23 protein-coding genes and 1 tRNA gene are annotated in these 25,496 nt (G+C 63.9%); 13 read left to right on the top strand and 11 right to left on the bottom strand.

Annotated features, from left to right (window positions below; translation table 11 throughout):
- Positions 1-4: 4 nt before the first annotated feature.
- The 8 genes from RAD10_RS11015 to RAD10_RS10980 form a co-directional block, all read right to left on the bottom strand.
- Positions 5-1,252: a class I SAM-dependent RNA methyltransferase gene (locus RAD10_RS11015; RefSeq protein WP_461617473.1), complete on the bottom strand. Its 1,248-nt coding sequence runs from the start codon at positions 1,250-1,252 to the stop codon at positions 5-7.
- Positions 1,245-1,979, bottom strand: a complete 735-nt coding sequence (locus RAD10_RS11010) for a TlyA family RNA methyltransferase (RefSeq protein ID WP_461617472.1) — start codon at positions 1,977-1,979, stop codon at positions 1,245-1,247. Before RAD10_RS11010 ends, RAD10_RS11015 begins: the two co-directional genes overlap by 8 nt.
- Before the next feature lie 39 nt (positions 1,980-2,018).
- The gene (locus tag RAD10_RS11005) at positions 2,019-2,573 is read right to left on the bottom strand and encodes a nucleoside 2-deoxyribosyltransferase (protein WP_461617471.1); all 555 of its coding nucleotides are present in this window, start codon (positions 2,571-2,573) and stop codon (positions 2,019-2,021) included.
- Between the two features lie 203 nt (positions 2,574-2,776).
- Positions 2,777-4,705, bottom strand: a complete 1,929-nt coding sequence (gene dxs / locus RAD10_RS11000; RefSeq protein WP_028144212.1) for a 1-deoxy-D-xylulose-5-phosphate synthase — start codon at positions 4,703-4,705, stop codon at positions 2,777-2,779.
- A 610-nt stretch (positions 4,706-5,315) separates the two neighbouring features.
- Positions 5,316-5,567, bottom strand: a complete 252-nt coding sequence (locus tag RAD10_RS10995) for an exodeoxyribonuclease VII small subunit (RefSeq protein WP_008132970.1) — start codon at positions 5,565-5,567, stop codon at positions 5,316-5,318.
- A gap of 72 nt (positions 5,568-5,639) precedes the next feature.
- Entirely contained in the window at positions 5,640-6,569 is a 930-nt protein-coding gene (locus tag RAD10_RS10990; RefSeq protein ID WP_026202776.1) for a histone deacetylase family protein, read from the bottom strand.
- Between the two features lie 133 nt (positions 6,570-6,702).
- On the bottom strand, positions 6,703-8,358 hold the full coding sequence (locus tag RAD10_RS10985) for a bifunctional metallophosphatase/5'-nucleotidase (protein WP_461617470.1): 1,656 nt from the start codon (positions 8,356-8,358) through the stop codon (positions 6,703-6,705).
- Positions 8,359-8,548: 190 nt separating this feature from the next.
- Complete coding sequence (locus RAD10_RS10980) at positions 8,549-9,307, bottom strand: enoyl-CoA hydratase-related protein (protein ID WP_461617469.1); 759 nt, start codon at positions 9,305-9,307, stop codon at positions 8,549-8,551.
- A gap of 207 nt (positions 9,308-9,514) precedes the next feature.
- On the opposite strand from RAD10_RS10980, the gene RAD10_RS10975 reads away from it, so the two are divergent.
- On the top strand, positions 9,515-10,753 hold the full coding sequence (locus RAD10_RS10975; protein ID WP_461617468.1) for an MFS transporter: 1,239 nt from the start codon (positions 9,515-9,517) through the stop codon (positions 10,751-10,753).
- A gap of 91 nt (positions 10,754-10,844) precedes the next feature.
- Here RAD10_RS10975 and RAD10_RS10970 read toward each other — a convergent pair whose 3' ends face one another.
- Complete coding sequence (locus RAD10_RS10970) at positions 10,845-12,623, bottom strand: acyl-CoA dehydrogenase (protein ID WP_461617467.1); 1,779 nt, start codon at positions 12,621-12,623, stop codon at positions 10,845-10,847.
- A 256-nt stretch (positions 12,624-12,879) separates the two neighbouring features.
- Between RAD10_RS10970 and RAD10_RS10965 the strand changes: the two genes are divergently transcribed.
- The 6 genes from RAD10_RS10965 (at position 12,880) to RAD10_RS10940 (ending at position 17,751) form a co-directional block, all read left to right on the top strand.
- A tRNA-Gln gene (locus RAD10_RS10965) sits at positions 12,880-12,954 on the top strand.
- A gap of 100 nt (positions 12,955-13,054) precedes the next feature.
- A complete protein-coding gene (locus tag RAD10_RS10960) occupies positions 13,055-13,294 on the top strand; it encodes a DUF6538 domain-containing protein (protein ID WP_461617466.1) in 240 nt (79 codons plus the stop codon).
- Positions 13,264-14,361, top strand: a complete 1,098-nt coding sequence (locus RAD10_RS10955; protein ID WP_461617465.1) for a hypothetical protein — start codon at positions 13,264-13,266, stop codon at positions 14,359-14,361. The genes RAD10_RS10960 and RAD10_RS10955 overlap by 31 nt, the downstream gene beginning before the upstream one ends.
- A 342-nt stretch (positions 14,362-14,703) precedes the next feature.
- Positions 14,704-15,996, top strand: coding sequence for an alpha/beta fold hydrolase (locus RAD10_RS10950; protein WP_461617464.1), 1,293 nt, complete (start codon positions 14,704-14,706; stop codon positions 15,994-15,996).
- Positions 15,997-16,202: 206 nt separating this feature from the next.
- On the top strand, positions 16,203-17,384 hold the full coding sequence (locus RAD10_RS10945) for an acyl-CoA dehydrogenase family protein (protein WP_246784402.1): 1,182 nt from the start codon (positions 16,203-16,205) through the stop codon (positions 17,382-17,384).
- 163 nt (positions 17,385-17,547) lie between these two features.
- Positions 17,548-17,751 carry a hypothetical protein gene (locus tag RAD10_RS10940; RefSeq protein WP_461617463.1) on the top strand — a complete coding sequence of 68 codons (204 nt, stop codon included), beginning with the start codon at positions 17,548-17,550 and terminating at the stop codon, positions 17,749-17,751.
- Between the two features lie 90 nt (positions 17,752-17,841).
- Here RAD10_RS10940 and RAD10_RS10935 read toward each other — a convergent pair whose 3' ends face one another.
- Positions 17,842-18,609, bottom strand: a complete 768-nt coding sequence (locus tag RAD10_RS10935; protein WP_461617462.1) for an SDR family NAD(P)-dependent oxidoreductase — start codon at positions 18,607-18,609, stop codon at positions 17,842-17,844.
- A gap of 200 nt (positions 18,610-18,809) precedes the next feature.
- Here RAD10_RS10935 and RAD10_RS10930 point away from each other — a divergent pair, with 200 nt between their 5' ends.
- The 5 genes from RAD10_RS10930 (at position 18,810) to RAD10_RS10910 (ending at position 22,936) form a co-directional block, all read left to right on the top strand.
- Positions 18,810-19,682 (top strand): HpcH/HpaI aldolase/citrate lyase family protein, encoded by an 873-nt coding sequence (locus RAD10_RS10930; RefSeq protein WP_461617461.1) that lies wholly within the window; start codon positions 18,810-18,812, stop codon positions 19,680-19,682.
- Between the two features lie 112 nt (positions 19,683-19,794).
- The gene (locus RAD10_RS10925; RefSeq protein ID WP_461617460.1) at positions 19,795-20,295 is read left to right on the top strand and encodes a MaoC family dehydratase; all 501 of its coding nucleotides are present in this window, start codon (positions 19,795-19,797) and stop codon (positions 20,293-20,295) included.
- The gene (locus RAD10_RS10920) at positions 20,295-20,777 is read left to right on the top strand and encodes a MaoC family dehydratase (RefSeq protein ID WP_179735382.1); all 483 of its coding nucleotides are present in this window, start codon (positions 20,295-20,297) and stop codon (positions 20,775-20,777) included. Before RAD10_RS10925 ends, RAD10_RS10920 begins: the two co-directional genes overlap by 1 nt.
- A gap of 5 nt (positions 20,778-20,782) precedes the next feature.
- Positions 20,783-22,009 (top strand): CaiB/BaiF CoA transferase family protein, encoded by a 1,227-nt coding sequence (locus RAD10_RS10915; protein ID WP_461617511.1) that lies wholly within the window; start codon positions 20,783-20,785, stop codon positions 22,007-22,009.
- Between the two features lie 12 nt (positions 22,010-22,021).
- Complete coding sequence (locus RAD10_RS10910) at positions 22,022-22,936, top strand: HpcH/HpaI aldolase/citrate lyase family protein (protein ID WP_461617459.1); 915 nt, start codon at positions 22,022-22,024, stop codon at positions 22,934-22,936.
- A gap of 14 nt (positions 22,937-22,950) precedes the next feature.
- Here the strand turns inward: RAD10_RS10910 and RAD10_RS10905 are convergent, their stop codons facing one another.
- A complete protein-coding gene (locus RAD10_RS10905; protein ID WP_461617458.1) occupies positions 22,951-23,793 on the bottom strand; it encodes an IclR family transcriptional regulator in 843 nt (280 codons plus the stop codon).
- 266 nt (positions 23,794-24,059) lie between these two features.
- Here RAD10_RS10905 and RAD10_RS10900 point away from each other — a divergent pair, with 266 nt between their 5' ends.
- Positions 24,060-25,493 (top strand): aldehyde dehydrogenase family protein, encoded by a 1,434-nt coding sequence (locus RAD10_RS10900; protein ID WP_461617457.1) that lies wholly within the window; start codon positions 24,060-24,062, stop codon positions 25,491-25,493.
- Positions 25,494-25,496 lie beyond the last annotated feature (3 nt).

Genomic DNA, 25,496 nt, shown 5'->3' with positions numbered 1-25,496 from the left:
GACCTCAACGGCTGAACCGCGCCACCAACTCCACGTGCGGCGTGTGCCGGAACTGATCGACCGGCACTACGGCGTCGATCTTGTAGCCGCCGTCGATCAGCAGCCGCGCGTCGCGGGCAAAGGTCGCGACGTTGCAGGACACCGCGACCACGACCGGCACCTTGCTCGCGGCGAGCTTGAGCGCTTGCGCCTGCGCACCCTGGCGCGGCGGGTCGAACACCACGGCATCGAAATCGCGCAACTCCGGCGGCACCAGGGGACGGCGGAACAGATCGCGCGGCTCGGCCTTGATCGGCTTCAGGCCCGGCGTGCGCGCGGCTTTTGCCAGCGCTGCGACAGCGCCGGCGTCGTTGTCATAGGCGGTGACGCGCGCTTTTTCGGCGAGCCGCAAGGCGAACGGCCCGACGCCGCAGAAGAGGTCGAGAACCTCCTTGGCCTTGCCGATGCGTTCCGCGACCAGCGCTGCCAGCGTCTCTTCGCCCGCGACGGTCGCCTGCAGGAACGAGCCCGGCGGCAGCGTCACCTCTGCGCGGCCCATCTTTATTGTCGGCGCCAGGCGTTGCAGCACCAATTCGCCATGCCGCGTCAACCGCGCCAGGCGGTGCTGCTCGGCGACGCGCGAGAGCGCGGTGACGAGCGCCGTCGGCAGCGGGCCGGAGCCGCGCACGTCGACATCGAGGCCGTTGGCGGTGGCGGTGACCTGGATGTCCAGCGGCTTGGTCACCGGCATTCTGGACGTCAAAGGCTCGGCGAGCGCCCAGGCGGCATCGAGCGCGCCATGGAGCGCGGGATCGAGGATCGGGCAGCGGTGGATCGGGATGACGTCATGAGAGCTCGTCGCGGAGAAACCGACCTTGAGGATATCATGCGTGCCGAAGCGGCCGTGCAGCGTGACACGCCGGCGGCCGGCGCCATGGGCGTCGACCAGCGGCGCCACTTCGCAATCGATGCCGGCCTGCGCCAGCGTCTCCACCACGATGCCGCGCTTCCAGGCGTGATATGGCTCGGCCGCCCAATGCTGGATGGCGCAGCCGCCACAGACGCCGAAATGCGGACAGAACGGCTCGATGCGCTCTAGGCTTGCGACATCGACCGCGAGCAGCTTGCGCCGGTCGGGATGGTTGCCCACGACGTGATCGACCTCGACGGTCTCGCTGCCAAGCGTGTAGGGCACGTAGATCGCTTCGCCGGCGTCGAGGCAGACGCCGTCGCCGCGATGGCCGACATGATCGATCCTGATGCGCTCAACCACGACGCGCGCCCAGGAAGAATTCGATATTGCCGTCGCCGCCCGTGATCGGCGAGGGGAATATCTCGATGTCGGTGCAGCCGAGCGAAGCGGCAAAGGCGGCGATGTCGTCGCAGATATCCTGGTGCACGGCGGCGTCGCGGACGATGCCCTTCTTGTTGTGCTTCCTGTCGGCCTCGAATTGCGGCTTGATCAGCGCCAGCAGGCTCATCGGCGCTGCCGCCAGCGACAGCGCCACCGGCAGCACGGTCTTCAGCGAGATGAAGCTGACGTCGATGACGACGACATCGGGCCGTGCCGGCAGCCGTTTGCCGTCATAGCTGCGGATGTCGGTCTCTTCCATCGACACGATCTTGGGATGGTCGCGCAGCGAAGGATGCAGCTGGCTGGTGCCGACATCGATTGCGAACACGAGGCTCGCGCCGTTCGCCAGCAGCACCTCGGTGAAGCCGCCGGTGGAGGCGCCGACGTCGAGGCAGACATGGTCCTCGATCTCGATGGAATACCGCTCCAGAGCGCCGGCGAGCTTGACGCCGCCGCGGGAGACGTAGGGGTGCGCGGGCTCGGCCTGGATCACGGCGTCCTCGGCAATCGTCTCCGACGGTTTGGCGACCGGCTTGTCGTCGGCGGTGACGAGGCCCGCCTCGATCGCCGCGCGCGCCCGCGCCCGGCTCTCGAACAGGCCGCGCTCGACCAGCAATACATCTGCGCGCTTGCGGGCAGGGGACATCACGCTCTCTTGGGACTCTTCTTGGAACGATTGATCTGCTTATGTAGCGATCAATCGCGCGGCCGCCATCCGGACGCAAGTCTCGAACGCGGCCAGATCGTGCCAGACGTCGATCGGCATCGCGGCCGGCGTCACCAGCGGGCAGCCGTGCAGCTCCAGGGCATGGATCATCATGAGATTGTCGACGAGGCCGAAATCCTCGACCGTCAGCCCCTGCGCATCGACCAGCCGCCCGTCCTCGGAGGTGACCTCCATGAAGCGGCCGACACGGTCGGCATAGGCGGCGCCGTCGTTGGAATAGGCCAGACAGAATTTGCGGCGACCGGCCATGTAGCCGAGCTCGTAGACGGTGCCGGGATCGGCGCCGGCGCCACGGAATGGGGTGAGGTTGGCAATGATGGCGTCGGCCGCGTCCATCATCGCCTCGTTGCCGCAAAAGATCTGCCGCGCGGTATCGGGCGCGGTGAGGTCGATGGCGTTGTCGAGCGGATAGAGGCCGGTGAGCCCGTAGCGATCGCAGATCGCGACCTTCTGCCGGCCGATCTCGATTGCATCCGGCAGGAACACGTCGGGGCCTGCCAGATAGATTTTCATGGAGTCACAGCCGGACAAAGATTGGCTCGAGGTGCGAACCGCAGCGCGTGCTCTACTCCCTCTCCCGCTTGCGGGGGAGGGTTGGGGTGGGGGTGTCTCCGCGAGCGAGAACCCCCAAGAGGAGAGAACCCTCACCCAGATCGCTTGCGCGATCCGACCTCTCCCGCAAGCGAGAGAGGTAAGGGGCAGCGTCCGTTTGGCAATCAGGCCAGCTTGACCGTCTCGGCCTTCACGTCCTTGCCGAGCGCCTCGAACACCTTGGCGACAATGCCCTTGGCGTCGAGACCGGCGCGGCCGTACATCGCGGCCGGCGTGTCGTGGTCCTGGAACACGTCGGGCAGCACCATCGAGCGGAACTTGACCATTCCGGTGTCGAGCACACCCTGATCGGTCAGGTACTGCGCGACATGCGAGCCGAAGCCGCCGACCGAGCCTTCCTCGATCGTGATCAGGATCTCGTGGTCGCGCGCGAGCTTGAGCACCAGCTCGGTGTCCAGCGGCTTCATGAAGCGCGCGTCCGCGATCGTGGTCGACAGGCCGTGGGCTGCGAGCTCATCGGCCGCCTTCTCGCATTCGGCGAGGCGCGTGCCGAAGGAAAGCAGGGCGATCTTGCTGCCCTGGCGAATCACGCGGCCCTTGCCGACCTCGAGCGGAATGCCGACCTCGGGCATCTCGATGCCGCGGCCTTCGCCGCGCGGATAGCGCAGCGAGCTCGGACGGTCGTCGATCGCGACCTGGGTCGCCACCATGTGCACGAGCTCGGCTTCGTCCGCCGCCGCCATGATCACCATGTTCGGCAGGCAGCCGAGATAGGCGTTGTCGAACGAGCCGGCATGCGTCGCGCCGTCGGCGCCGACGAGGCCGGCGCGGTCGATGGCGAAGCGGACCGGCAGGTTCTGGATCGCGACGTCATGCACGATCTGGTCGTAGCCGCGCTGCAGGAAGGTCGAGTAGATCGCGCAGAACGGCTTGTAGCCTTCGCTGGCGAGACCGGCGGCGAAGGTCACCGCGTGCTGCTCGGCGATGCCGACGTCGAAGGTGCGGTCGGGGAAGGCCTTGTTGAAGATGTCGACACCGGTGCCCGACGGCATCGCCGCGGTGATGGCGACGATCTTGTCGTCCTTCTGCGCTTCCTTGACGAGGCTCTGGCCGAACACGTTCTGGTAGGCCGGCGCATTCGGCTTGGCCTTGGCCTGGGTGCCGGTCGCGACGTCGAACTTGACGACGGCGTGGTACTTGTCGGCGGACGCTTCCGCCGGGCCGTAGCCCTTGCCCTTCTGCGTCACGACGTGGACCAGGATCGGGCCGGTCTCCATGTCGCGCACGTTCTTCAGGACGGGCAGCAGATGGTCGAGATTGTGGCCGTCGATCGGGCCGACATAGTAGAAGCCGAGCTCCTCGAACAGCGTGCCGCCGTCCATCATGAAGCCGCGGGAATATTCCTCGACGCGGTTGGCGCGGTTGGCAATGATCTTGGGCAGGCGCTTGTTGATCTGCTTGGCCGCATCGCGCAGCGTGCGATAGGTCTTGCCGGAGTAGAGCCGCGACAGATAGGCGCTCATGGCACCGACCGGCGGCGCGATCGACATGTCGTTGTCGTTGAGGATGACGATCAGGCGCGAGTTCATCGCACCCGCATTGTTCATGGCCTCATAGGCCATGCCGGCCGACATCGCGCCGTCACCGATCACGGCGATAACGTTGTTCTTGCCGCCGGAGAGGTCGCGCGCCACCGCCATGCCGAGGCCGGCGGAGATTGAAGTCGAGGAATGCGCCGCGCCGAACGGATCGTAATCGCTCTCGCTGCGCTTGGTGAAGCCGGACAGGCCGCCGCCGGTGCGCAGCGTGCGGATGCGGTCGCGCCGGCCGGTGAGGATCTTGTGCGGATAGGCCTGATGGCCGACGTCCCAGATCAGCCGGTCGCGCGGCGTGTCGAAGACGTAATGAATCGCGGTGGTGAGCTCGACCACGCCGAGGCCCGCGCCGAAGTGACCGCCGGTCACCGAGACGGCATCGATGGTCTCCTGCCGCAGCTCGTCGGCGACTTGGCGAACCTGCTCGATCTTGAGCTTGCGCAGGTCGTCCGGCGTCCGGATGGTGTCGAGAAGCGGCGTTTTACTGTATGCGTTCACGGCGATTTCCAATTTGTCAGCGCCGGAAGGTCATTCCGGTGCGCGATGGGTTTGCACAATATCGGCGCAGCGCGAGTCCTCAAACCGTCGGAGCCACCTGCATGGGGCAAGGCCCCGTCTTCAAGCTTAGGTAAGCTTAAGTGCGCTCCGGTTCAGTCTCTGTGATCCCTGTCACTTAGATCGGCTTCGTCCGTCCCAGCCAATTTCATTAGCAGTTTGAAGCGCTTGTCGTCGGAATTCTCTGCCCACGCAAGGCTTGCAAAAAGCCACACTCCGCGCAGCTTTACACCAAAGCTTGGGCCAAAGCCAACCCGCAGGACCGATTAGGGGTATGCAGATGCAACCGGCGGGCCAGAGTGGTTAACCGTGGCCCGGGACAATGGGTTCCAGCCTTGCCGGGTCGCTGGCAGGCTTTTTCGCCTGAATGAGATCTTTTTTTGGTCCCGAGGGACGGATTTCCGGAAAGGGGCGGCATCGATCCGCTTGCACGGAACCGCGCTGCTTGGCGGGATAGCGCCGTGCGATCGTGAAATCGATGCGGGCGGCCACGCTCCCGTGATGACGTTTCGGGGCCTGCCCTCGGAAGACTGAGCGGGAACTCTCGGCTTTCCTACTGCACGTCCAGCGGCGCTGTGCCGGTGGCCTGGCCGCTGGCATCGGTGGTGATCTTGTCGACGCGCGCCTCGGCCTGGCGCAGCAATTCCTCGCAGCGGCGCTTCAGCGCCTCGCCGCGCTCGTAGATCGTCACGGATTCCTCGAGCGGCACCTTGCCGTCCTCGAGCCGCTTCACGATCGTTTCGAGTTCCTCGATCGCGCGCTCGAAGGTAAGCCTGGAGACGTCGACTTGGGTATTTTCGGCCATATCCGTTTCCGATTGCCCTTCGCTTTCCTTGCAGTGAAGGCGGGTTTTGCGGGCTTAATGTGGCGGGCGTCGTCAGGCGCCCATCAGGGCGCCGACATGCGCCGTAACAGATTCTTTCAGTCCTTGCAGGTCATAGCCGCCCTCGAGCACCGAAACAACGCGCCCCCCCGCGGACTTGTCGGCGAGATCCATCAGCTTGCGCGTCACCCAGGCATAATCCTCCGCGCGCAAATTCAGCGAAGCCAGCGGATCGCGATAATGCGCATCGAAGCCGGCGGAGATGATGAGCAGCTCGGGGCTGAATTTTTCGAGCTGCGGCAGGATCAAATTCTCGAACGCGGAGCGGAATTCCGGCCCGCCGTCCTCGGAGGCGAGCGGTGCGTTGACGATGGTGTCGTGGTCGCCGCGCTCGCCCGTGGCGCCGGTGCCCGGAAACAGCGGCATCTGGTGCGTCGAGCAGTACATCACGGTCGGGTCCGACCAGAAGATGTCCTGCGTGCCGTTGCCGTGATGCACGTCGAAATCGACGATGGCCGCGCGCTTGATGCCGTATTTGCGCTGGGCGTGGCGCGCGGCGATGGCGACATTGTCGAAGAAGCAGAAGCCCATCGGCTTGCCGATCTCGGCGTGATGGCCGGGCGGGCGCACCGCGACGAAGGCGTTGCGATGCTCGCCCGCCATCACCGCTTCGGTCGCCGCCACCGCGCCGCCGACGCCGCGCATCACCGCTTCCCACGTGCCCGGCGACATCGAGGTGTCGCCGTCGATATAGACCTGCCCGCTGCTCGGTGCGATGTGGCGCAGCTCGGTGACGTAGTGCTCGTTGTGGCAGAGCGTGACGAGATCGAGATCGCCCTCCGGCGCCTGGTCGCGCACCAGGAACTGGAAGCGCTCATGCGACAGCGCTTCCTCCACCGCACGCAGGCGATCCGGCCTTTCAGGGTGTCCTGGCGGCGTGACATGGTCGAGGCAGGCCTTGTGGGAAAGGAGAAGCGTGCTCATCAGGTCGGCCTCATGGATCCGGGCTTTCGACGTCGCTTGGCGCATCCGGCGCCAAAACGCAATGCAAATCCCAATCTATGCGTTTGAACGGGAATGGCAAAGGGTCGTCCGGTTCTGGCCCGTTTGATCCGGATCAATTCACGCGCAGGATGCGGCTCAGCGGCAGCGGGCCGATCGGGCCGTGTGCCCGGAAGAACGCGAACAGCGCGTCCGCGTCGTAGCCGCCATATTGCGGCGCCGTGCCTTGTTTTGCGACGGTAAAACCATCGCCGCCGACGGCGAGGTAATCGTTGAGGGTGACGCGGTAGCCGCTGGCCTGCTCGATCGGCCTGCCGTTGAGCATCATCTTGTCGGCGATCACGCGCTCGCCGAATGACTTCGACGCATCCCAGGCATAGCTGAACCCGTTCGACACCTGGAGAATCCGCGGCCGCTTCGGGTCCAGCCATTGCTGCTCGAGCACGTCCTTGAGCTGGTTGCCCGTCAGCGTCATCGTCACGAGGCGGTTGCGGAATGGCTGGCTGGCGAAAACATCGCCGAAGGAGATCGCGCCGTTCTCCTTCGGGACGATGTCGGTCCGGATGCCGCCCGGATTGGTGAGCGCGATGACAGCGCTGCCATCCTTGGCGTCCCTGGTCGCAGCAAGCTGCGCGTCCGCGATGATGTCGCCGAGCGCGCTTTCGCCGGCCTCGTTCGGCACGCGCGATAGCGTCTGCGTCACCGATCCGGCCGGCCGGTTGGCGATCGGCGCCGAGAGCCTGTCATAGGCCTCGATCAGCGCGGTCTGCTCTGCGTCCTTCGCCAGCGAGGCATTGGCGACGATGACGTTCTCGGCTTTGGCGCTGACGATGTCGCGGGTTACAGGATCGAGCTTGAGATCGATCGCGGTGACCAGCGTGCCGTATTTGTCGCCGCTGGTGACGAGCCGCCCGTCGATGTCGCAGACATAGGCGCGGTGGGTATGGCCGCTGACGACGACGTCGACGGCGCGGTCGAATTTCTTGACGATGTCGACGATCGGCCCGGTAATGGCGGGGCATTCATTGTAGTCGCCGGCGGGCTCGCCGCCCTGGTGGATCAGCACCACGATCGCCTCGACGCCGCGCGCCTTCAACTGCGGCACCAGCGCGTTCACCGTCGCGGCTTCGTCGCGGAATTCGAGCCCGGCGATGCCCGACGGTGAGACGATGCCCGCGGTCTCCTTCAGGGTCAGCCCGATGAAGGCGATCGGAATGCCGTCGAATTCCCGGATATCGTAGGGCGGCAGCACACTGTTGCCCGTCGCGGTCTCGATGGTGGACGCGGCGAGATAGCGGAATTTGGCGCCCGTGAACGGATGCGGCCCCTGGCAGCCGTCGACCGGATGGCAGCCGCCATTCTGCATCCTGAGCAGCTCGGTCTTGCCCTCGTCGAACTCGTGATTGCCGACCGAGCTGATCGCAAGACCCATCAGCGAAAGCGCCTCGACCGAAGGCTCGTCGTGGAACATCGCCGACAGGAACGGGCTCGCACCGATCAGGTCGCCGGCGGCGACGAAGATCGTGTTCTTGTGCCCCTCGCGCAGCTGCTTCACCAGCGTCGCCATGTATTCGGCGCCGCCGGCCGCAACCATCACCTTCCTGGCTCCGTCCTCGGGATCGGCGATGCGGATGCCGCCCGGCGGCGGCCGCAGATTGCCGTGAAAATCGTTGATAGCGAGCACGCGCAGCTCGACCGGCGCGGCGGTTTGGGCCGAGGCGGGGAGGGCGGTGATGAGGGCGAGGGCGGCAAGGATGGATCGGTTTCGCATGGAACAAGATTAGTCGGTCCGCGCGAAGATTTCACGAAGCATTGTCGTAACCGTGCGGGATGAGAGGGTCTGTCCCCGACTACGGCCTCGTAGGGTGGGCGAAGCGAAGCGTGCACGTATTAAGGCGTGGGCACGGCGCAAGTGCGCCTTTGCCCACCCTACGATACCGGGCTCGCGGAGAGAGAGCCCGCTACTTCTTCTTCCGGTTCGCAAACGCGTTGAACGCCGCCACCGCTTCCTCCGACTTGAGTCGCTCGCCGAACAGATGGCCTTCCTGGTCGATGCGGCGGGTGAGCTCTTCGGCCGGTGCGCGCAGCAATTTGCGGGAGGTTGCGACCGCCTCGGCCGGCAGCCGGCAGATGTCGCGCGCCACCTTGCGCGCCTCGACCTCGGTATGTCCCGGCGACACCACGGTGTTGACGAAGCCTGCCGCATGCGCCTCCGCGGCGGAGAAAGTTCGCCCCATCACCAGCATCGCGAAGGCGCGCTGATATCCCATCGTGTTCGGCATCAAGAGGCTCGCGGCACCGACCGGCACCAGCCCGAGATGGATGTAGGGCGCGGAGAAGGTCGCAGCGTTCGAGGCCAGCACGTAGTCGCAGTGAAACAGCATCACGGTGCCCATGCCGATCGAGGCGCCGTCGACGGCGGCGATGATCGGCTTGACGTTGAGGGCGAGCGAATAGAGAAACTTGGCGCCTTCCGACAGCGTCTCGGGGCGCGCGGTGTCGGCGTGCATGAAATCGTCGATATCATCGCCTGCGGTGAACACGCCGGAGCCGCCGGTGATGATCATGCAGCGGATATCGGGGTTGTTCTGCGCGGTGTCGATCGCGCGGCTCATCTCCCGATACATGTCCTGGGTGATGGCGTTCTTCTTGCCCGGGCGGCGCAGGGTGATGACACGCGTTCCGCGCTCTTCGGTGACGACGATATTGCCATTCGGCATGAGAGCCCCCTGCGCTCGCCGCGATGCTCGCCGCTTCGCGAGTCTCGCCGAGCATCAGCCTACATGATCCCGCAGGCGTGCCAATGCGCTGAGTCAACCTTTTCGGCGCCAACGCGCCGCAACAATTGGCTACAATGTTTCATTTGAAAAACCGGTGGTTGTGGTGCACGATCCCGCGCGGTTCCATGTGACCCGATTGCCCGATTGATGATTGCCGCAACCCGCGTCGACGAATCCTCGCTGCACTACCGCGGCTGGCGCGTCGTGCTGGCCTGCTTCCTGATGGCCTTTTTCATGTTCGGCTTTGGCCTGTATGGGCAGGGCGTCTATCTCGCCGAGCTGCAGCGCGCCCATGGCTGGCCGGGCACGCTGGTCTCCGCGGCCAGCACGTTCTCGTTTCTCCTGACCTCCGTCCTCGTCATCTTCACCGACGATCTGCTCGCGCGCATCGGCTTGCGGTCGCTGATCCTGTGCGGCCTGGCGGCGCTCGGCGCCTCGACGGTGCTGCTGGCGCTGATGCAGACGCCCTGGCAGCTCTATCTCGCCTATGCGCTGATGTCGGTCGGCTGGACCGGCATGGGCACCGTGGTGATCGCGACCGTGCTGAACTCCTGGTTCGAGCGCCGGCGCGGGCTCGCGCTCAGCCTCGCGTTCAACGGCGCGACCTGCGGCGGCATCATCCTCGTTCCACTGCTGCTGTCGTTGACCGGCAGCATCGGATTTCGCTCCGCCATGCTGGCGGCCACCCTCGCGATGATGGTGCTGGTGCTGCCGGTGGTCGTGATCTTCATGGGCTGGCCCGCCGGGATGTCGCTGGCATCGGACGGGCGCTCCTCCGGCGGCAGCGCGGCCGCACCAAGCCAATCCCGCAAGGCGCTGCTCGCCAACGCGGCGTTCTGGACCATGGTGCTGCCGATCGCGATCGCGCTGCTGGCGCAGATGGGATTCATCATCCACCAGGTGACGTTTCTCGAGCCGCTGATCGGTCGTTCCGCGGCGGGGCTCGCGGTGACCATCATGGCGGCGATGGCGCTGGTCGGCCGCCTGTCGCTCGGCCTGTTCGTCGACCGGCTCGATCCGAGGCTCGCCTGTGCGGCGTCGATGACGAGCCAGGCGGCGGCGCTGTTCGTTCTCGTGCAGAGCACGAGCCCGACCGTGCTGCTGGTGTGCTGCGCCGTCTACGGCTTCTCGATCGGCAACATGATCACGTTTCCGCCCCTGATCATCCAGCGTGAGATCGGCGCCGCCGCCTTCGCCGCCGCAATGGGATTGGGCACCTCGATCAGCGGCGTCGTCAGCGCCTTCGGTCCCGGCATCGTCGGCCTCGTGCGGAGTTTGACGGGCAACTACACGATGGCGTTTGCGATGTGCGTCGTGCTGGATCTCGTGGCGGCGGGCATCGTGTTGTGGCGGCCGGGGAGAAGCACGAAGGCCGTGGCCTCGTAGCCCGGATGGAGGGCAGCGTAATCCGCGATTCGTGCCACGAGCGACGTCGGCCCCGGATTGCGCTGCGCTCCACCCGGGCTACAAGGCCTCCTTACCCCAGCAACACCGCATCCGCCGCCGCGACGGACTCCGCGCTCTCGGTCACGGTGCGCTCGAGCGCGCCGGCCTGCACACTGATGTTCTCGGCGAAGAAGCGTGCGAGCGAGACGTAGCGTGCGGCGTCCGTGTTGCCCTCGGCCTTGGCGGCAAGCGCCTCGGAGGCGAGCAGGCAGCCGCCGAGCGTTGAGCCGAACTGCTGCAGATACGGTGTCGCGCCGGCAAGCGCCTCGTTCGGCGCGGACGTCACGCGCTCCAGCAACCACTTGCTGGTGCGCGTCAAGGCCTCCAGCGCTTCACGCAGCTTGACACCCGTGGTGCCAAAAGCCGGATCGTTCGACGCTTCGACTTTCTTGACCGTCGCTGCGAGCTCGTCGAGCAGCGCCCAGACGGCAGCGCCGCCATTGGCCGCGAGCTTGCGCGTGACGAGGTCGATCGCCTGGATGCCGTTGGTGCCTTCGTAGATCGCGGTGATGCGGGCATCGCGATAATGCTGGGCCGCACCGGTCTCCTCGATGAAGCCCATGCCGCCATGCACCTGCACGCCGAGATAGGCGACCTCATTGCCGATGTCGGTGGAATAGCCCTTGGCCATTGGCGTCAGCAGCGCCGCGCGCGCGGCGGCATCCGCACGCACCTTGGGATCCCTGGCGCGCGTCGAGACGTCGATCGCGACCGCGGTCGCATAGCAGATGGTGCGCGCGGCGGCGGTCTGCGCCCGCATCCGCATCAGCATGCGCTTGACGTCGGGATGCACGAAGATCGCGTCCGAGCCGTCGCTCTTGCTGCCGACGGCGCGGCCCTGCTTGCGCTCCTGCGCATACGACAAAGCCTGCTGATAGGCGCGATCGGCGACGCCGACGCCCTCCAGGCCGACGCCGAGGCGGGCCTGGTTCATCATCGTGAACATGCAGCGCATGCCCTGGTTCTCTTCGCCGATCAGGAAGCCGATGGCGCCGCCATGATCGCCCATCGTCATGGTGCAGGTGGGGGAGGCATGCATGCCGAGCTTGTGCTCGACGCCGCTCGCATAGATGTCGTTGCGCTGCCCCAGCGAGCCGTCTGCATTGACCATGAACTTGGGCACGAGGAACAGCGAGATGCCCTTGGTGCCGGCGGGCGCATCGGGCAGACGCGCCAGCACGAAATGCACGATGTTGTCGGTCATGTCGTGCTCGCCATAGGTGATGAAGATCTTCGTCCCCTTGATGCGATAGGTGCCGTCGGCCTGCTTTTCGGCGCGGGTGCGCAGCGCGCCGACGTCGGAGCCGGCCTGCGGCTCGGTGAGCTGCATCGTGCCGGTCCATTCGCCGGAGACGAGCTTCTCGAGATAGATCTTCTTCAGCTCACTGCTGCCATGCGCGTCCAGCGCCTCCATCGCCGACGCCGTCAGCAGCGGGCAGAGGCCGAAGGCGAGGTTCGAGGCGCTCCAGATCTCGGTGCAGGCCGCATTGATCGCGATCGGCAGGCCCTGGCCGCCGAAATCTTCGGGGCCGGACACCGCGTTCCAGCCGCCCTCGGTCCAGCGCTTGTAGGCGTCCGGCCAGCCCGGCGCGGTCGTCACCTTGCCGTCGCTGAGCTTGATGCCGTGCTCGTCGCCAACCTTGTTGAGCGGGGCCAGGACGTCGGTTGCGAACTTGCCGGCTTCCTCCAGCACGGCCGCGGCGATGTCGGCGTCGAAATCGCCGTAATGACCGGCCTCCACGGCAGCCTTGAGGCCGGCACCGTGATTGAGCGACAGCAGCATGTCAGAAATCGGCGCGCGGTAGGTCATGGCTCACTCCCGTGGACAGGTCTTGGCGCCCTATTCCCATGAAATGGGGGAGGTCTCAATGGGGCGGGAGGGGCCGGACGGTGGCGGTCAGAACGGGGCCGTCGCGGGCCCATAAAGAGAGTGTAGCGGGGCCGATCCCGGGGCTGTGGTATTTTGCCCCTCCAGGCGGTTGAAATGCTGCGCCGCTCCCTATAGACCGGCTGCGACCAAGGGAATCTGCGGTAGCCAGTTCTTCCGCCGGCCCCAGGTCGCCTGTTGGGGCGTAGCCAAGCGGTAAGGCAGCGGATTTTGATTCCGCCATTCGGAGGTTCGATCCCTCCCGCCCCAGCCAGATAGCCTGCCCCGCCTGAAATCACTCACAAAACCGGCCTGGCTGGGGAGCTGCTGCACAGCTCTGCGACACACTGCTGCTGCACAGGGTGGTGTTCGCGATGGCTGTCCACATCTTTCGCCGGAGCGCCGTGTATTACTGGCGGCGCCGACCGCCGCGTGTGCTTGCCAATTTCCTGGATCGCCCGCACCTTTTTCTGAGCCTCCGAACGACCAGCCACGTGGTGGCACGTCGGCTGGCTGTTCAGCTTGACCTGATCCTGGAAGATGCTGCGATGTTGGCCGATACCGAAGACCTGCACTTGAGACAATGCTCCGTGGCGTCGTCGACAAGCATCTGACGAAGCTCGAGCGCGTCGCGCATGCCGCCAAGACTTCGCCCGGGTTTGATTTCGAGCAGGCACGGTTGGGCGATAAGCGCGCCTTTTGGGCCTATGCCTTACTGGATGCACAGGGCTTTACTGCCGTCGTGCGAGCGGAGGATCGTATTCGGATGAGCGCCGACGGGCTCTCGGACGCAGATATCGACGCCGTGCAAAATCATCTCGCTATGCTCCGGATCAACGATATGGTCCCGACGAATGGGCACGTCCTCCGGCGAATGGTCGATGCGGTAGGCGCGACCCCGACGGCCATGAACATCAATGTCGCGCAGGGAACGTACTTCCGGGGAATGACGCTCGCGCTGGCTGAGATCGACCGACGCTACGGCGGCAGCCGTGTCGAGGACGAGGGCTTCGTGGATCGCATGCTCCTTCCGAAGAGCGATCCACCGCAGCAGGTCTTGGCGTCCGAGCCCGGCAGCCAAGCCCGCCACAGCGATCCACCGAAGGCTGACAGCCGTCCCGCCGCGCAGTCCGTCGCGATGGCGGCTTTCTCGAAGTTCGCGGACGATGTCATCCTGCATAACGCCCGAGACGGTCATTGGGACGACAAGACCCAGCGGCAGGCGAGAAGCATTTCGAACCTGTTCATCAAGTTCATGCTGCAGGACCAACACGTTCAGGGCTTAGACGCCCTGCGCCAACAGCATGTCGGCAAGTTCGTCGATTTTCTTCGGTCGGGTATCTACAAGAATTACGGAAAGTCCGCCAAGGATGAAGGCCGGAGCATCGCCGAGCTGCGCGCTGTTGCTATGGCACATCATTCAAGCGAGCGCGGGATCGCCGGCGATACGCTCAATCGTCATCTTACGTTCCTTGCTCAAATCTTCCGGCACGCAGTTGCGCGCGGGGTTTGCACCCTCGCAGAGATCGACCTCGTGGCACTTCGCTCGAAGGGCAAGAAGAAGCGCGCGCGGGACGAGAGGGCCAAGTTGCCCTTCGAGCGGGCTGCTGCCATTTTTCGGACGCCTCCGTTCAACAATTTGTGCAGCTTGGGATCGGTCGGACGAACCGGGACCGGATAGCCTTAACCAGATCTTTCATGGCGCTCTCTATTTCGTGCCGATCCTCATCTACTACACCGGCTGCCGTCGGGAGGAATTGTGCGGGCTGATGGTGGACGACGTCGTCCTCGACAATGGCAATATTCCCTATCTCCATATTGCCAAGAACCAACGGAGGCGGATCAAGAACCCTCAGTCGCAGCGGAACAATTACATATGCACTAACTTGATGTGTGGCCGCCGCCTTTCTGGACCTTCCATCCATCGTCAAATAACCTCGCACGAAAATGGCGGCGCGCGGGGAGCGCGGACCGGTCTCCGAAACCAGCGTCGCTGGCAACGTATGGATCGACGGGGAACGCAATGCTTGGGCAAGAGAAACTTACGCCAGAACATCTTTTCAGCGTGTGCGCGTCCGATGGTGAGTTCCGATTAGCCGCGCGTCATTGGACGGGCGGCTTGCGCCTTGAGGGCTCCAGTGGAGTGATGGGGCTCGTGCTTGTCGCGGGTGCGTTGCGCTCCGGCACGCCGGAGGCCAGTGCGCCCGGCGTCATCACCCTTGAAGCGCCAGACGACGTCTGGGCCGAGCTGCTCGCGGCGCAACCGAAGCGGTTCTACAATGACATCGCCCCGCTGATCGGGATGGGCCTTATCATCCGCCACGGCGATCCGGTGAGCTTTGCCCAGTACTATCCCGCGGTGATGCGTGCCATCGAGCTCTTGCGCCCGCAGCCGCTCGACGGTGTCGCCCGTGAGCCCAGGCGCAAGGCGGGGCAATTTGGTGCTCCGGTGGGGCGCTACGTTCATCTCGATCTGCTAGGCCAGGACTACCGCATTTACTTCGAGGAGGCGGGGACGGGGATTCCACTGCTGTTGCAGCACACGGCCGGGTGCCATGGCTCGCAATGGCGCCACCTCTTCGAACGTCGGGAGATCACCGATCATTTTCGGTTGATCGCCTACGATCTTCCGTTCCATGGCAAGTCGCTGCCCCCTGTGGGCCCCAAGTGGTGGTCGGAGGAGTATCTTCTGACCAAGGAGTTCCTGCGGGCTTTGCCAGTGAGCCTAGTCAAGGCACTCGATTGCGAGCGTCCGGTCTTCATGGGCTGCTCTGTGGGCGGACTGCTTGCGCTTGATCTCGCCCGCCATCATTCCGATGTCTTCGCGGCGGTGATCTCGCTCGAAGGCGGGCTGAAGATCGATACACCATGGAGCGAGCTCGAAGAGCTTTGGCATCCCCAGGTGAGCAACGAGTACAAGGCGCGGCTGATGAACGGGCTGATGAGCCCTACATCGCCCGAGGCGTTCCGGAAGGAGACAAGCGCGGTCTATGCCTCTGGATGGCCGCCAAGCTTTCGCGGCGACCTCTACTATTACGTCGTCGACTATGACCTCCGCGAGGAGGCTCACAAAATCGATACCGGCTGCACGCCCGTGCACATTCTTACTGGCGAATACGATTGCAGCGCCACCCTGGAGCACGGTGAGGCGGCACATCGTGCGATACCGGGCTCCACCTGGAGCGCCATGCCGGGCATCGGTCACTTTCCGATGTCGGAGAATCCGGACGTATTCCTGGAATACCTGCTACCTGTGCTCGATTCCGTGCGCGCCGCTTGGAGCGCCAATCGACCTCGGTCGTTCGAGCGCAAATGACTCGTAAGCCGCAGCAATCTCATATGTAATAAAGGCGCTTCGCCGGCGAGAACTCATTGTCGCTTTCTCGATTTCGTCGCACGTTACTGCAGGATTGCGGCTCGGCGCATTGCAGTCCTGTCGTTCTCTCGATGACCGGCCAATCGAGCTGAACGCTTAGCGGGTGCGCCCGCGCGGCGCACAAAGTACCGGAGGAGCGCGACGAGTTGGCAAACGAAGATCGATCCTATTTCACCCAAGAGCGACTGATGATGCAGGAGCTGGCGCGCACCTTCGCGCGTGAGGAGGTGACCCCGCTCGCGAACAAGCTCGACCCGGAGAAGGGCGACATTCCACGCGAGCTGATCGATAAGATGGGGGATCTCGGCTTCTTCGGGATATTGATCCCGGAAGAGTATGGCGGGTTGGGACTTGGCGCCTTCGAATACTGCATGGTCGCCGAAGAATTGGCGCGGGGCTGGATGAGCGTCGCTAGCATCATCGCGCGCGGCAACGGCTTCTATCGCACGATCGGGGGAGACAGCGAGGCGCGCCGCAGGAAGATCGAAGCCATGGCGCGCGGGCACTATTTGGGTGCCGCGGCGCTTTCGGAGCCCCAGACAGGGTCGGATTTGTCGAATGTGGCGTGCCTCGCGCGCCGCGACGGAGATGAATGGGTGATCACTGGGAACAAGTATTGGTGCACCTTCGCTGACGGAGCCGACTTCATCAGCGTGCTGTGCCGTATCCACAATCCATCGTCGACGGAGTCCCGTTCGGGCACAGTGTCGGTCGTCGTTGAAAAGCCGCGCGGTGAGCTGCCGAAAGGAGTGACGGGATCTCCCATCCCCAAAATCGGCTACTTCGGCTGGAAGACGTGGGAGCTGCATTTCGACGAGGTTCGTGCGCCTGCCCAGCCGACGGAAGCCGCAGATGCCGGCCGCGCCTTCCAGGCCGCAGCTCACGGCCTCGAACTCGCCCGAGCGCACACGGCAGCGCGATCGATCGGGCTGGCGCAAGCGGCGCTCGATCATGCGATAGGGTATGCCAAGGAGCGCGAGCAGTTCGGCCGGCCAATTTCCGACTTCCAGGCGATCCGCTTCAAGCTCGCGACCATGGCGACGGAAATCGAGGCCGCCCGACAGCTCATGTACTTCACCTGCACCGAGATCGACGCCGGCCGTCCCGCGCGAAAGGAAACTTCGATGGTGAAGTACTTCGCCGCGGAGATGGCGGAGCGGGTCACCAGCGAAGCGCTCCAAGTCCTCGGAGGAGCCGGCTACACCACTCTTCACCCCGTTGAGCGTTACTGGCGCGACGCCCGACTGACGAAAATCTTCGAAGGAACGTCTGAGATCCAGCAGCGGATCATCTCCGACGTGATGCTGGGCAAACCGACGCGTCCTTAAGCAGCCGACGCGCCCGAGCCGACACGCGCAGTCGTGTCAGGCACGGGCGCTCGGCTCTCGACGCGGGGCAACGTGGGTGCCGTACGTCTCATGATGAAGGATTGGCAAAATGCCTCCGACTGACCGACGCTCGAGTGCAGAACCAAATGCGGATTCAGCGCCGATGCCTCGCTATCAAGTCGTCGCAACTCAACGCGACAGCCATATGGTAGTGGACTTCGCCACGCCCGATCCTGACTATGGAGTGTGCGGTGGTCACCGACTGGTCTGCGAGACACGCATTCAAGTGCTGGCCGAGAACATCGCCGCAGCCGCGAACAGTATTGCCGTCGATCAGGTCGGATCGAAACTGCTCTTTGTAGATTAGCTCGGCCTGCGAGGCGAGGTTCTTACATGGAAAAACTATCGAGCCATTGAAGAGCCCCTGACGGCAGACGTTGAGGGCGGTGCGCCACCCTCAGAACATGTGCTCGCCGCCATTCAAATGGATGGCTTGACCATTCACGAAGCTGCCTGTGGTGCACAGATAGAGACAGGCATAGGCGAGGTCGTCGACATGTCCCCAGCGGCGGACTGGGATCGCCTTTGCGACGTCCTCATAGGTCGCCTTCGGGTACTGGCTCCAGTCGCGCTCCGTGTCGATGGCGCCCGGCACCACTGTATTGGCGGTAATGCCGAAAGGCCCAAGCTCGCGAGCCAGGGCTTTGGAAAAGCCGTGCATCCCGGCTTTGGCGGCGATGTTATAGGCGCGATTCACCAAGTGTCCGGTGAAGCCGTCGTACCGGGAGACGTGGATCACCCGGCCCCAGCCGCGCGCTCTCATCGATGGCACCACTTCGTGGGCGAGGTAAAAGCACGATGACAGGTTAGTGCGGATCGCCCAGTCCCAATCTTCAACCGTGATGGTTTCGAAGGGCTTGTGCAATCGCCGGCCGACGTTCGAGATTGCGATATCCACCGGTCCAAGCGTGGCCGCTGCCTCCCCGATGAGACGCGCGACCTCCTTCGGATCCGAAACATCCGCCATGATCCCAATCGCGGTTCCCCCAGCATCTCGAATTTCGGCGACCGTGCGGTCGACGTTCTCCTTGGAGCTGTGGCCGTTCACCACCACTGCTGCACCTGCCTCGGCCAGGCGCCGCGCGATCGCGGCGCCGATATTTTGCCCGGATCCGGTGACGACGGCGACCCGACCTTTGAGGCTTATCTCATGAATGCTTGGCATCGGCGTTCCTGCTTTCCTCGATTTGACCGCATCTGAAAAGGGGCACGGGGAGAGGCGACTATATACAGGTATTCGTCATCGGCATCGGCGAGCGAGCAATCATTCCGTCTGTAATATCGATCGTGTTGGCACGACACGCGATTGCCTTCTGCCCTGCCGCTCTGGCTTCCTGTCGCCTTGTTTTCGAAAGGGGACCGCCAATGGATAACACCCGACCTCGGCGCAGCGCGCTCTACATGCCGGCGAGCAACAGCCGAGCCATAGAGAAGGCGAGGAGTCTCTCCTGTGATGTGGTGATCCTCGACCTCGAGGACGCGGTAGCCCCGGACATGAAGGTCGCCGCGCGCGACCAAGCTGTCGCCGCGGTGAAGGCGGGCGGCTTTGGTCGCCGCGAACTGGTCGTGCGGATCAACGGCCTCGACACGCCATGGGGTCGCGACGATCTGGCCGCCGTCGCTGCCATTGGCGCAGACGCGGTGCTGGCGCCCAAAGTGTCGGCAGCCGGCGATGTCATCGCGTACGACGGACCGTTGTCCGGCAGAACGCGGCTGTGGATCATGGTCGAGACGTGTCAGGCGCTATTCCACCTGGGAGAGATTGCCGAGACAGCGGCTCGGACGCGTCTGGCAGCCTTCGTGTCGGGTACCAATGATCTCGCCAAAGAGATGCGCTGCCGCCCTGACGTAGTGCGCCTGCCACTGCTCGCACCCCTCAGTCTCACCGTGGCAGCGGCCCGCGCCCACGGTCTTGCTGTTCTTGACGGGGTTTTCAACGCGATCGAGGACGAGGCGGGCTGCCGTAGCCAGTGCAGGCAAGCAGTTGAGCTCGGCTTCGACGGCAAGACCCTGATTCACCCATCGCAGGTGGCGATCGCGAACTCCGTCTTCGCGCCCAGCAAAGAGGAGGTGGCTTGGGCCCACATTGTCGTCGCCGCCTTCGCCGCTCCCGATGCGGGGGAGAAAGGTGTGTTGCGTGTGGACGGACGGATGGTCGAGCGCCTGCACCTGGACCAGGCACGACAAGTCATCGCGGTCGCTGATGCGATAGCCGAGGCCGGGGCAGGCGCTGCGTAGACAGTCATTCCGTATGTAATGCTTTGCGCCCAAAGCCTGTCTCGAGATTGCCGGCGCATCCCCGAAGGCGCAGAAGAAAGCATCTGGGAAGTTTGGCCGAGAGGAGAGTTCGATGGCAAATGATCCGAGAGAGCGCGCCGTGCTCTGGCCAAAGGGAAGACTTTTCGAAGATTTCTACGTCGGGCAGAGCTTCGATCATCACTGGGGACGCACAATCTTCGAGGCGGATACCGTGTTGTTCTCGACTCTGACTCTCTCCTTCAATCCACTCTACTTCAACCGCGCCTACGCCAAGGCACACGGGCATCCCGACATCGTTGTGAACCCACAGCTGGTGTTTAACGTGGTGCTCGGTCTTAGCGTCGAAGACTGTAGCGAGATCGGCGGGCCATTCCTCGGCGTTTTCGATCTGAGCTACGACCGCCCCGTCTATCCCGGGACCACGATCATCGCCCGCAGCGCGACCACGGAAACCCGCCGCTCAGAGAGCAATCCCGCCAACGGAATCGTGACATGGCGCACCGAAGGCTTCGATGAAGACGGCAATCGGGTCGTCGGGTTTCGACGATCCAATCTCGTGCGCCTGCGCAATCCGAAAGTGGAGGCCGCCTAATGGGTGAACTCGCCAAATTGACTGGCAGCAAGAACTACTTCGAGGATTTCGAGGTGGGGGCGGTGATCCGGCACGCCCGCGGCAAGACCATCACGCCGCTCGAGAACGTGCTGATCACTAATCTGGTGATGAACACCGCCGCCGGGCACTTCAATCAGCACCTGATGGAGGGTACACCATTCGGCGGTGTGATCTCTTACGGCGGCGTGAACTTCTCTCTGGTGTTGGGTTTGGCGTCCCAAGACTGCTGCGAGAATGCTCTCGCCGAGATTGGACTCGACAATATTCGCCTGTCCAAGACAGTCACGCACGGCGACACCCTGTACGCCTACAGCGAGGTTCTCGATACGAAGGAGTCCGAGCGGGCAGATGCGGGCATCGTCGTCTTCCGTCACTACGGCTACAATCAGCGCGACGAGCAAGTCGTTCAAGTCGATCGGAAAGTCCTTCTCAAGCGCAAGAGCCACTGGGGGGAACGGTGAGCGAGATGGACACCTTCGGAGCGCTCTCGGATCTTCGGATCATCGATCTGACGCAGATGCTGGCAGGCCCTTTCGGTTCCATGCTCCTGGCGGATCATGGTGCGGAGGTCATCAAGATCGAGCCGCTCGAAGGGGACATGACCCGTCGCGGCGGATCGTTCCGCTCCGACGACCATCAGCGATTGCTCAACGGATACTTTCAGAGCGTCAATCGCAACAAGCAAAGCGTCTGCCTCGACCTGAAGAGCACTGAAGGAAAGGCTGCGTTCCTGGCACTGGTCCGCAGTGCGGATGCAGTGGTGGAAAACTTCCGTGCCGGCGTCATGGAGCGGCTCGGGCTCGGCTATGAGGTACTGAAGCGGGAGAATCCGCGCCTCGTCTACGGCGCGCTACGTGGCTTCGGTGACGAGAGGACTGGCGCCTCTCCCTATCTGACCTGGCCTGCCTTCGACGTTGTCGCCCAGGCAATGGGCGGCATCATGGCGATCACCGGCCCCGATGCAAAAACCCCAACCAAAGTGGGACCTGGCGTCGGTGACATCGTGCCCGGCATCATGCTCGCGTTCGGCGTTTTGGCCGCTGTACACAATGCGCGCCGCACGGGCGTAGGCCAGTTCGTCGATGTATCGATGGTGGATGCCGTGTTGTCGGTGTGCGAGCGGCCGGTTTGGCAGCACTCTGTCGATGGTTCGATCCCGGGGCCCGAGGGCAACCACCATCCATTTATTTCTCCGTTCGGCATGTTCCCGGCAGCTGACGGCTTCGTCACCATTGCGGCACACCAGCAGCAGTTCTTCACAGTACTATGCGGAGCGATCGGGGCCGAAGCCTTGCTGCAGGACCCGCGTTTCTGCGACGACCAGGCCCGCGGCGCCAATCGCAACGACCTCAATCGTGAACTCGGCGAATTCACGCAGCGCTTCACCAAGGCCGAACTGGTGGCTCGCCTTGGCGGCCGGATTCCCTTCGGGCCCGTCATGAACATCGCAGAGATCGACGCCGATCCGCATTTCGCGAAGCGGGAGATGATCGTTGAAGTCGAACAGCCTGGCTCCGGCTCCATTCGAATCGCCGGCGTGCCCATCAAGATGACGGAGACGCCAGGTGCCGTTCGTCGCCGTGCACCGTTTCTCGGCGAACAAACCCGCACCCAGCTGGGTCGAGCCGGCCTGTCCGAGGATGCCGTTCAGGCCCTCATCACCGCGCGCACGGCCGTTGCTCACAAGTCCTGAAGAGGTCCCCCAATGTCGAACCGTCCACGCCGTGCCCGCCGCTCGCAATTGTCCGTACCGGGCAGCAGCGAAAAAATGCTCCAAAAAGCGACCCAGTCCGCCGCCGATCATGTCTTTTGCGACCTGGAAGACGCCGTCGCACCCAGCGCAAAGGTCGAAGCTCGCCAGAAGATTGCTTGGGCGCTCAACAATGTCGACTGGGGTCGCAAGGTTCGCTGCGTCCGTATCAACGACGTCACGACCGAGTGGTGCCATGACGATATCATCACGATCGTCGAGCAGGCGGGCGCCAATCTCGACACGATCATGCTGACAAAGCCCTACACGGCCGCGGACGTGCTGTTCCTAGATCGCATGCTGAGCCAACTCGAGAAGAAGCTGAAGCTCGAGCGCCGGATCGGCATCGAGGTACTCATCGAGGAAGTCCAGGCGCTGCAGAACGTCGAAGAGATCGCGCGGTGCACGGACCGAATGGAGTGTCTCATCTTCGGAATGGGAGATTATTCTGCCTCGCAGGGCATCGATACCCGCGACATCGGCGGCACGGGAGGCACCTATCCCGGCGACATCTTCCACTACGCGCGCTTCCGCGTCGCCATGGCGGCGCGTGCGGTCGGCATAGACGCCGTCGACGGCCCCTTTGGCAACTTCAAGGACGACGCGGGCTACCGCACCGAAGCAGGGCGCGCGCGCTCACTCGGCATGGTTGGCAAGTGGGCCATCCACCCGTCCCAGATCGCGCCGGCTCTTGAGGTGTTCTCCCCCAGCGCAAATGAGATCGCCCGGGCGCGCCGCCTGGAGGCAGCCTACCGTGAGGGCGAAGCCCAAGGTCTCGGCGCCGTTCAGGTCGACGGGGTGATGATCGACGTCGTCATTCTGCGTATGGTGAGGAATACGCTCGAGAAGGCGGAACTCTTCGGGCTTTAGGCCGACCTGATCGTTCAGGCGACCGACGCCATTCGAGCGCGGTCCGCTAGACTATGCGCCGCGCGCCGATATGGTGATCGCGGCGCCGGGGACACGGCTGGTGATGGCCGCGCGAATCCGCTCACGAATTGGCTTAGGGCGGCCAGCACAGCGTCTTTGTCGGTGCGGATCCTGGCCGTGGGCCCACCGACCCCGACTGCAAGTGGGGTGCCGCCCATCGGAGAGACGATAGTCATCGCCACGGCGCTCAGCGTCGGAATTGAATCGCCATTCGTCTCCGCATAACCCGCGGCACGCGCCGTGTGCATCATCGCGATGAAGTCGGCTTCACCGACGCGGAAACGATCCTCAGTTGCCTCGGCGTTGCAGCGGCGTACCCACGATCGAATCTCCGCGTCGGACAATAGGCTGAGAAGCGCGCGACCCGCCGCTGAACAAGTGAGCGAACGATACATGCCAGACGAGATATCGAGCCTGTCGGGCTCATCGGAGGTCTGCGCCAGCACGTATTGAGCTGCGGCGCCATTCTGAATGGCGATGAAGGCGGTGAACCCAAGCCTGCGCTGGAGTTCGTTCAGCCGCGCGCCGATCGCGCCAGCATCGCCGAAGCGGCGATCGATCCAGCTTCCGAGCAGGGCGACGCGGATGCTCGGTGCGAAGGTTCGATGGTGTGCATCGTATTCCAGGTAGCCGAGCTTCAAGAGATTCCGAAGCAGCATGCTGACGCTGGGCTGCGGAATGCCCAGGCCCTTGGCAATGCGGCCCACCGTGAAGGGTTGCTGCTCGCGTGAAAATAGCTCGAAGAGCGCCAGCGTCCGTTCGGCGGACTTGATCTTCCGTGGCGTTGATGCCGCCATGACCTACCTCCCATCGCTTCTTGTATTTTGTCTGCAGACTATCACCCGGCGTCGGCCGAAGTCATTACATATGTAATGGATCGATCGTCTTCATTTCACCGCCAAACACGGTGGCCGCGCGCTCGAGGCCGAATAGCGCCGGTGGAGCACGGCCTAGATGTTGGTCGGTGAGCCATGATCACAACTGTAATCACTGTCCCAGCCCCCTTCCGAACAATGGCCGAAGGAGGAGACAATATCGGTAGAAAAAAAGCGGGTGGAGACGGATGGAATATCAGTGGGATCATTTCGTCGACGGCAAGGTCCTGCCGCCTGCATCGGGGCAGTATCTTCAGTCGTTCGACCCACGGACGGGTGTGAAGGCGGCCGCGGTAGCGGCGGGGGGAGGCGCCGATGTCGACGCTGCCGTGCGCGCGGCTGCAGGAGCAGCCGCAAGCTGGCGCGCCCGCCGGCCGATCGAACGTGGCCGAATCCTGTTGGCGCTTGCCCAGAAGATCCGAGAGCAGTCCGCGCATCTCTCCGAGATCGAACGCTCAGATACTGGCAAGCCGGCGTGGCAAGCGCCCGCCGAGATCGAGATTGCAGCGCAGTACTTCGAGTTCTACGGCGGACTTGTGAACATCTTCCAAGGCGAGAAGATCGACCTTGGAGCAGGCTATCATTGCTACACGTCTCGCGAACCCTTTGGGGTCGTGGGGGTGATCACCCCCTGGAATGCGCCCCTCAATCAGGCGGCGCGGGCCGTTGCACCGGCGCTTGCCGCAGGAAATGCTGTCGTGCTCAAGCCGTCGGAGTTCACCTCCGGCACGAGCGCGGAACTCGGGCGCCTGGCCGTGGAGTGCGGATTGCCACCGGGCGTGCTGAATGTTGTGCTGGGCGCTGGGCCGGAATGCGGGGCGGCGATCGTCTCGCATCCGCAGGTGCGCAAGCTCGCCTTTACCGGCAGCGTGCGGGCTGGCCGCGAGATCGGACGCATTGCGGCCGATCGAGTCATTCCTCTTACCCTCGAGCTCGGCGGCAAATCGCCCAATATCATCTTCGACGACGCCGACCTCAGCTTGGCCATTCCCGGCGCTGTGCGTGCTTTCGTGGTGAATGCAGGACAGGTCTGTCTGGCGGGCACCCGGCTGCTTGTGCAGCGTTCAGTCCATGAGCAGGTGGTTAAGGGGCTTGCAGCGGCTGTCAGGGCGTTGAAGGTCGGTCCGCAAACTGACGCTATGGTCGGGCCCTTGACTACCAGGGCACAGTACGAGCGCGTGAAGAGTTGGTTTGACGTGGCCAAGAGCGAAGGCGCCCGTGCCATCGTCGGAGGCGAACTGATCGAGGATCCGGCGTGGGGCAAGGGATGGTTTGTGCCGCCCACCATCTACGCCGACGTACGCAACGACATGCGCGTGGCTCGGGAGGAGATATTCGGGCCGATTCTATCCGTGATCCCCTTTGATGATGAAGCCGAAGCCATCCACATTGCCAACGACACCGAGTACGGACTCGCGGCGGGGATATGGACCCAGAACCTCTCGCGTGCCCATCGCGTCGCCGCAGCCATCGAAGCCGGACAGATCTACGTGAACGAGTATCAGGCGGGCGGCGTCGAAACGCCGCTCGGCGGCTTCAAGCTGAGCGGATATGGCCGAGAGAAGGGCATCGAGGCTCTTCACCACTATACGCAGCTCAAGTGCGTGACGATCAAGCTTTAGTGG

The organism is Bradyrhizobium sp. 23AC, assembly GCF_054863025.1.
Note: the sequence above shows the minus strand (reverse complement) of the source record. Positions and strands in the feature narration are given on the sequence as shown.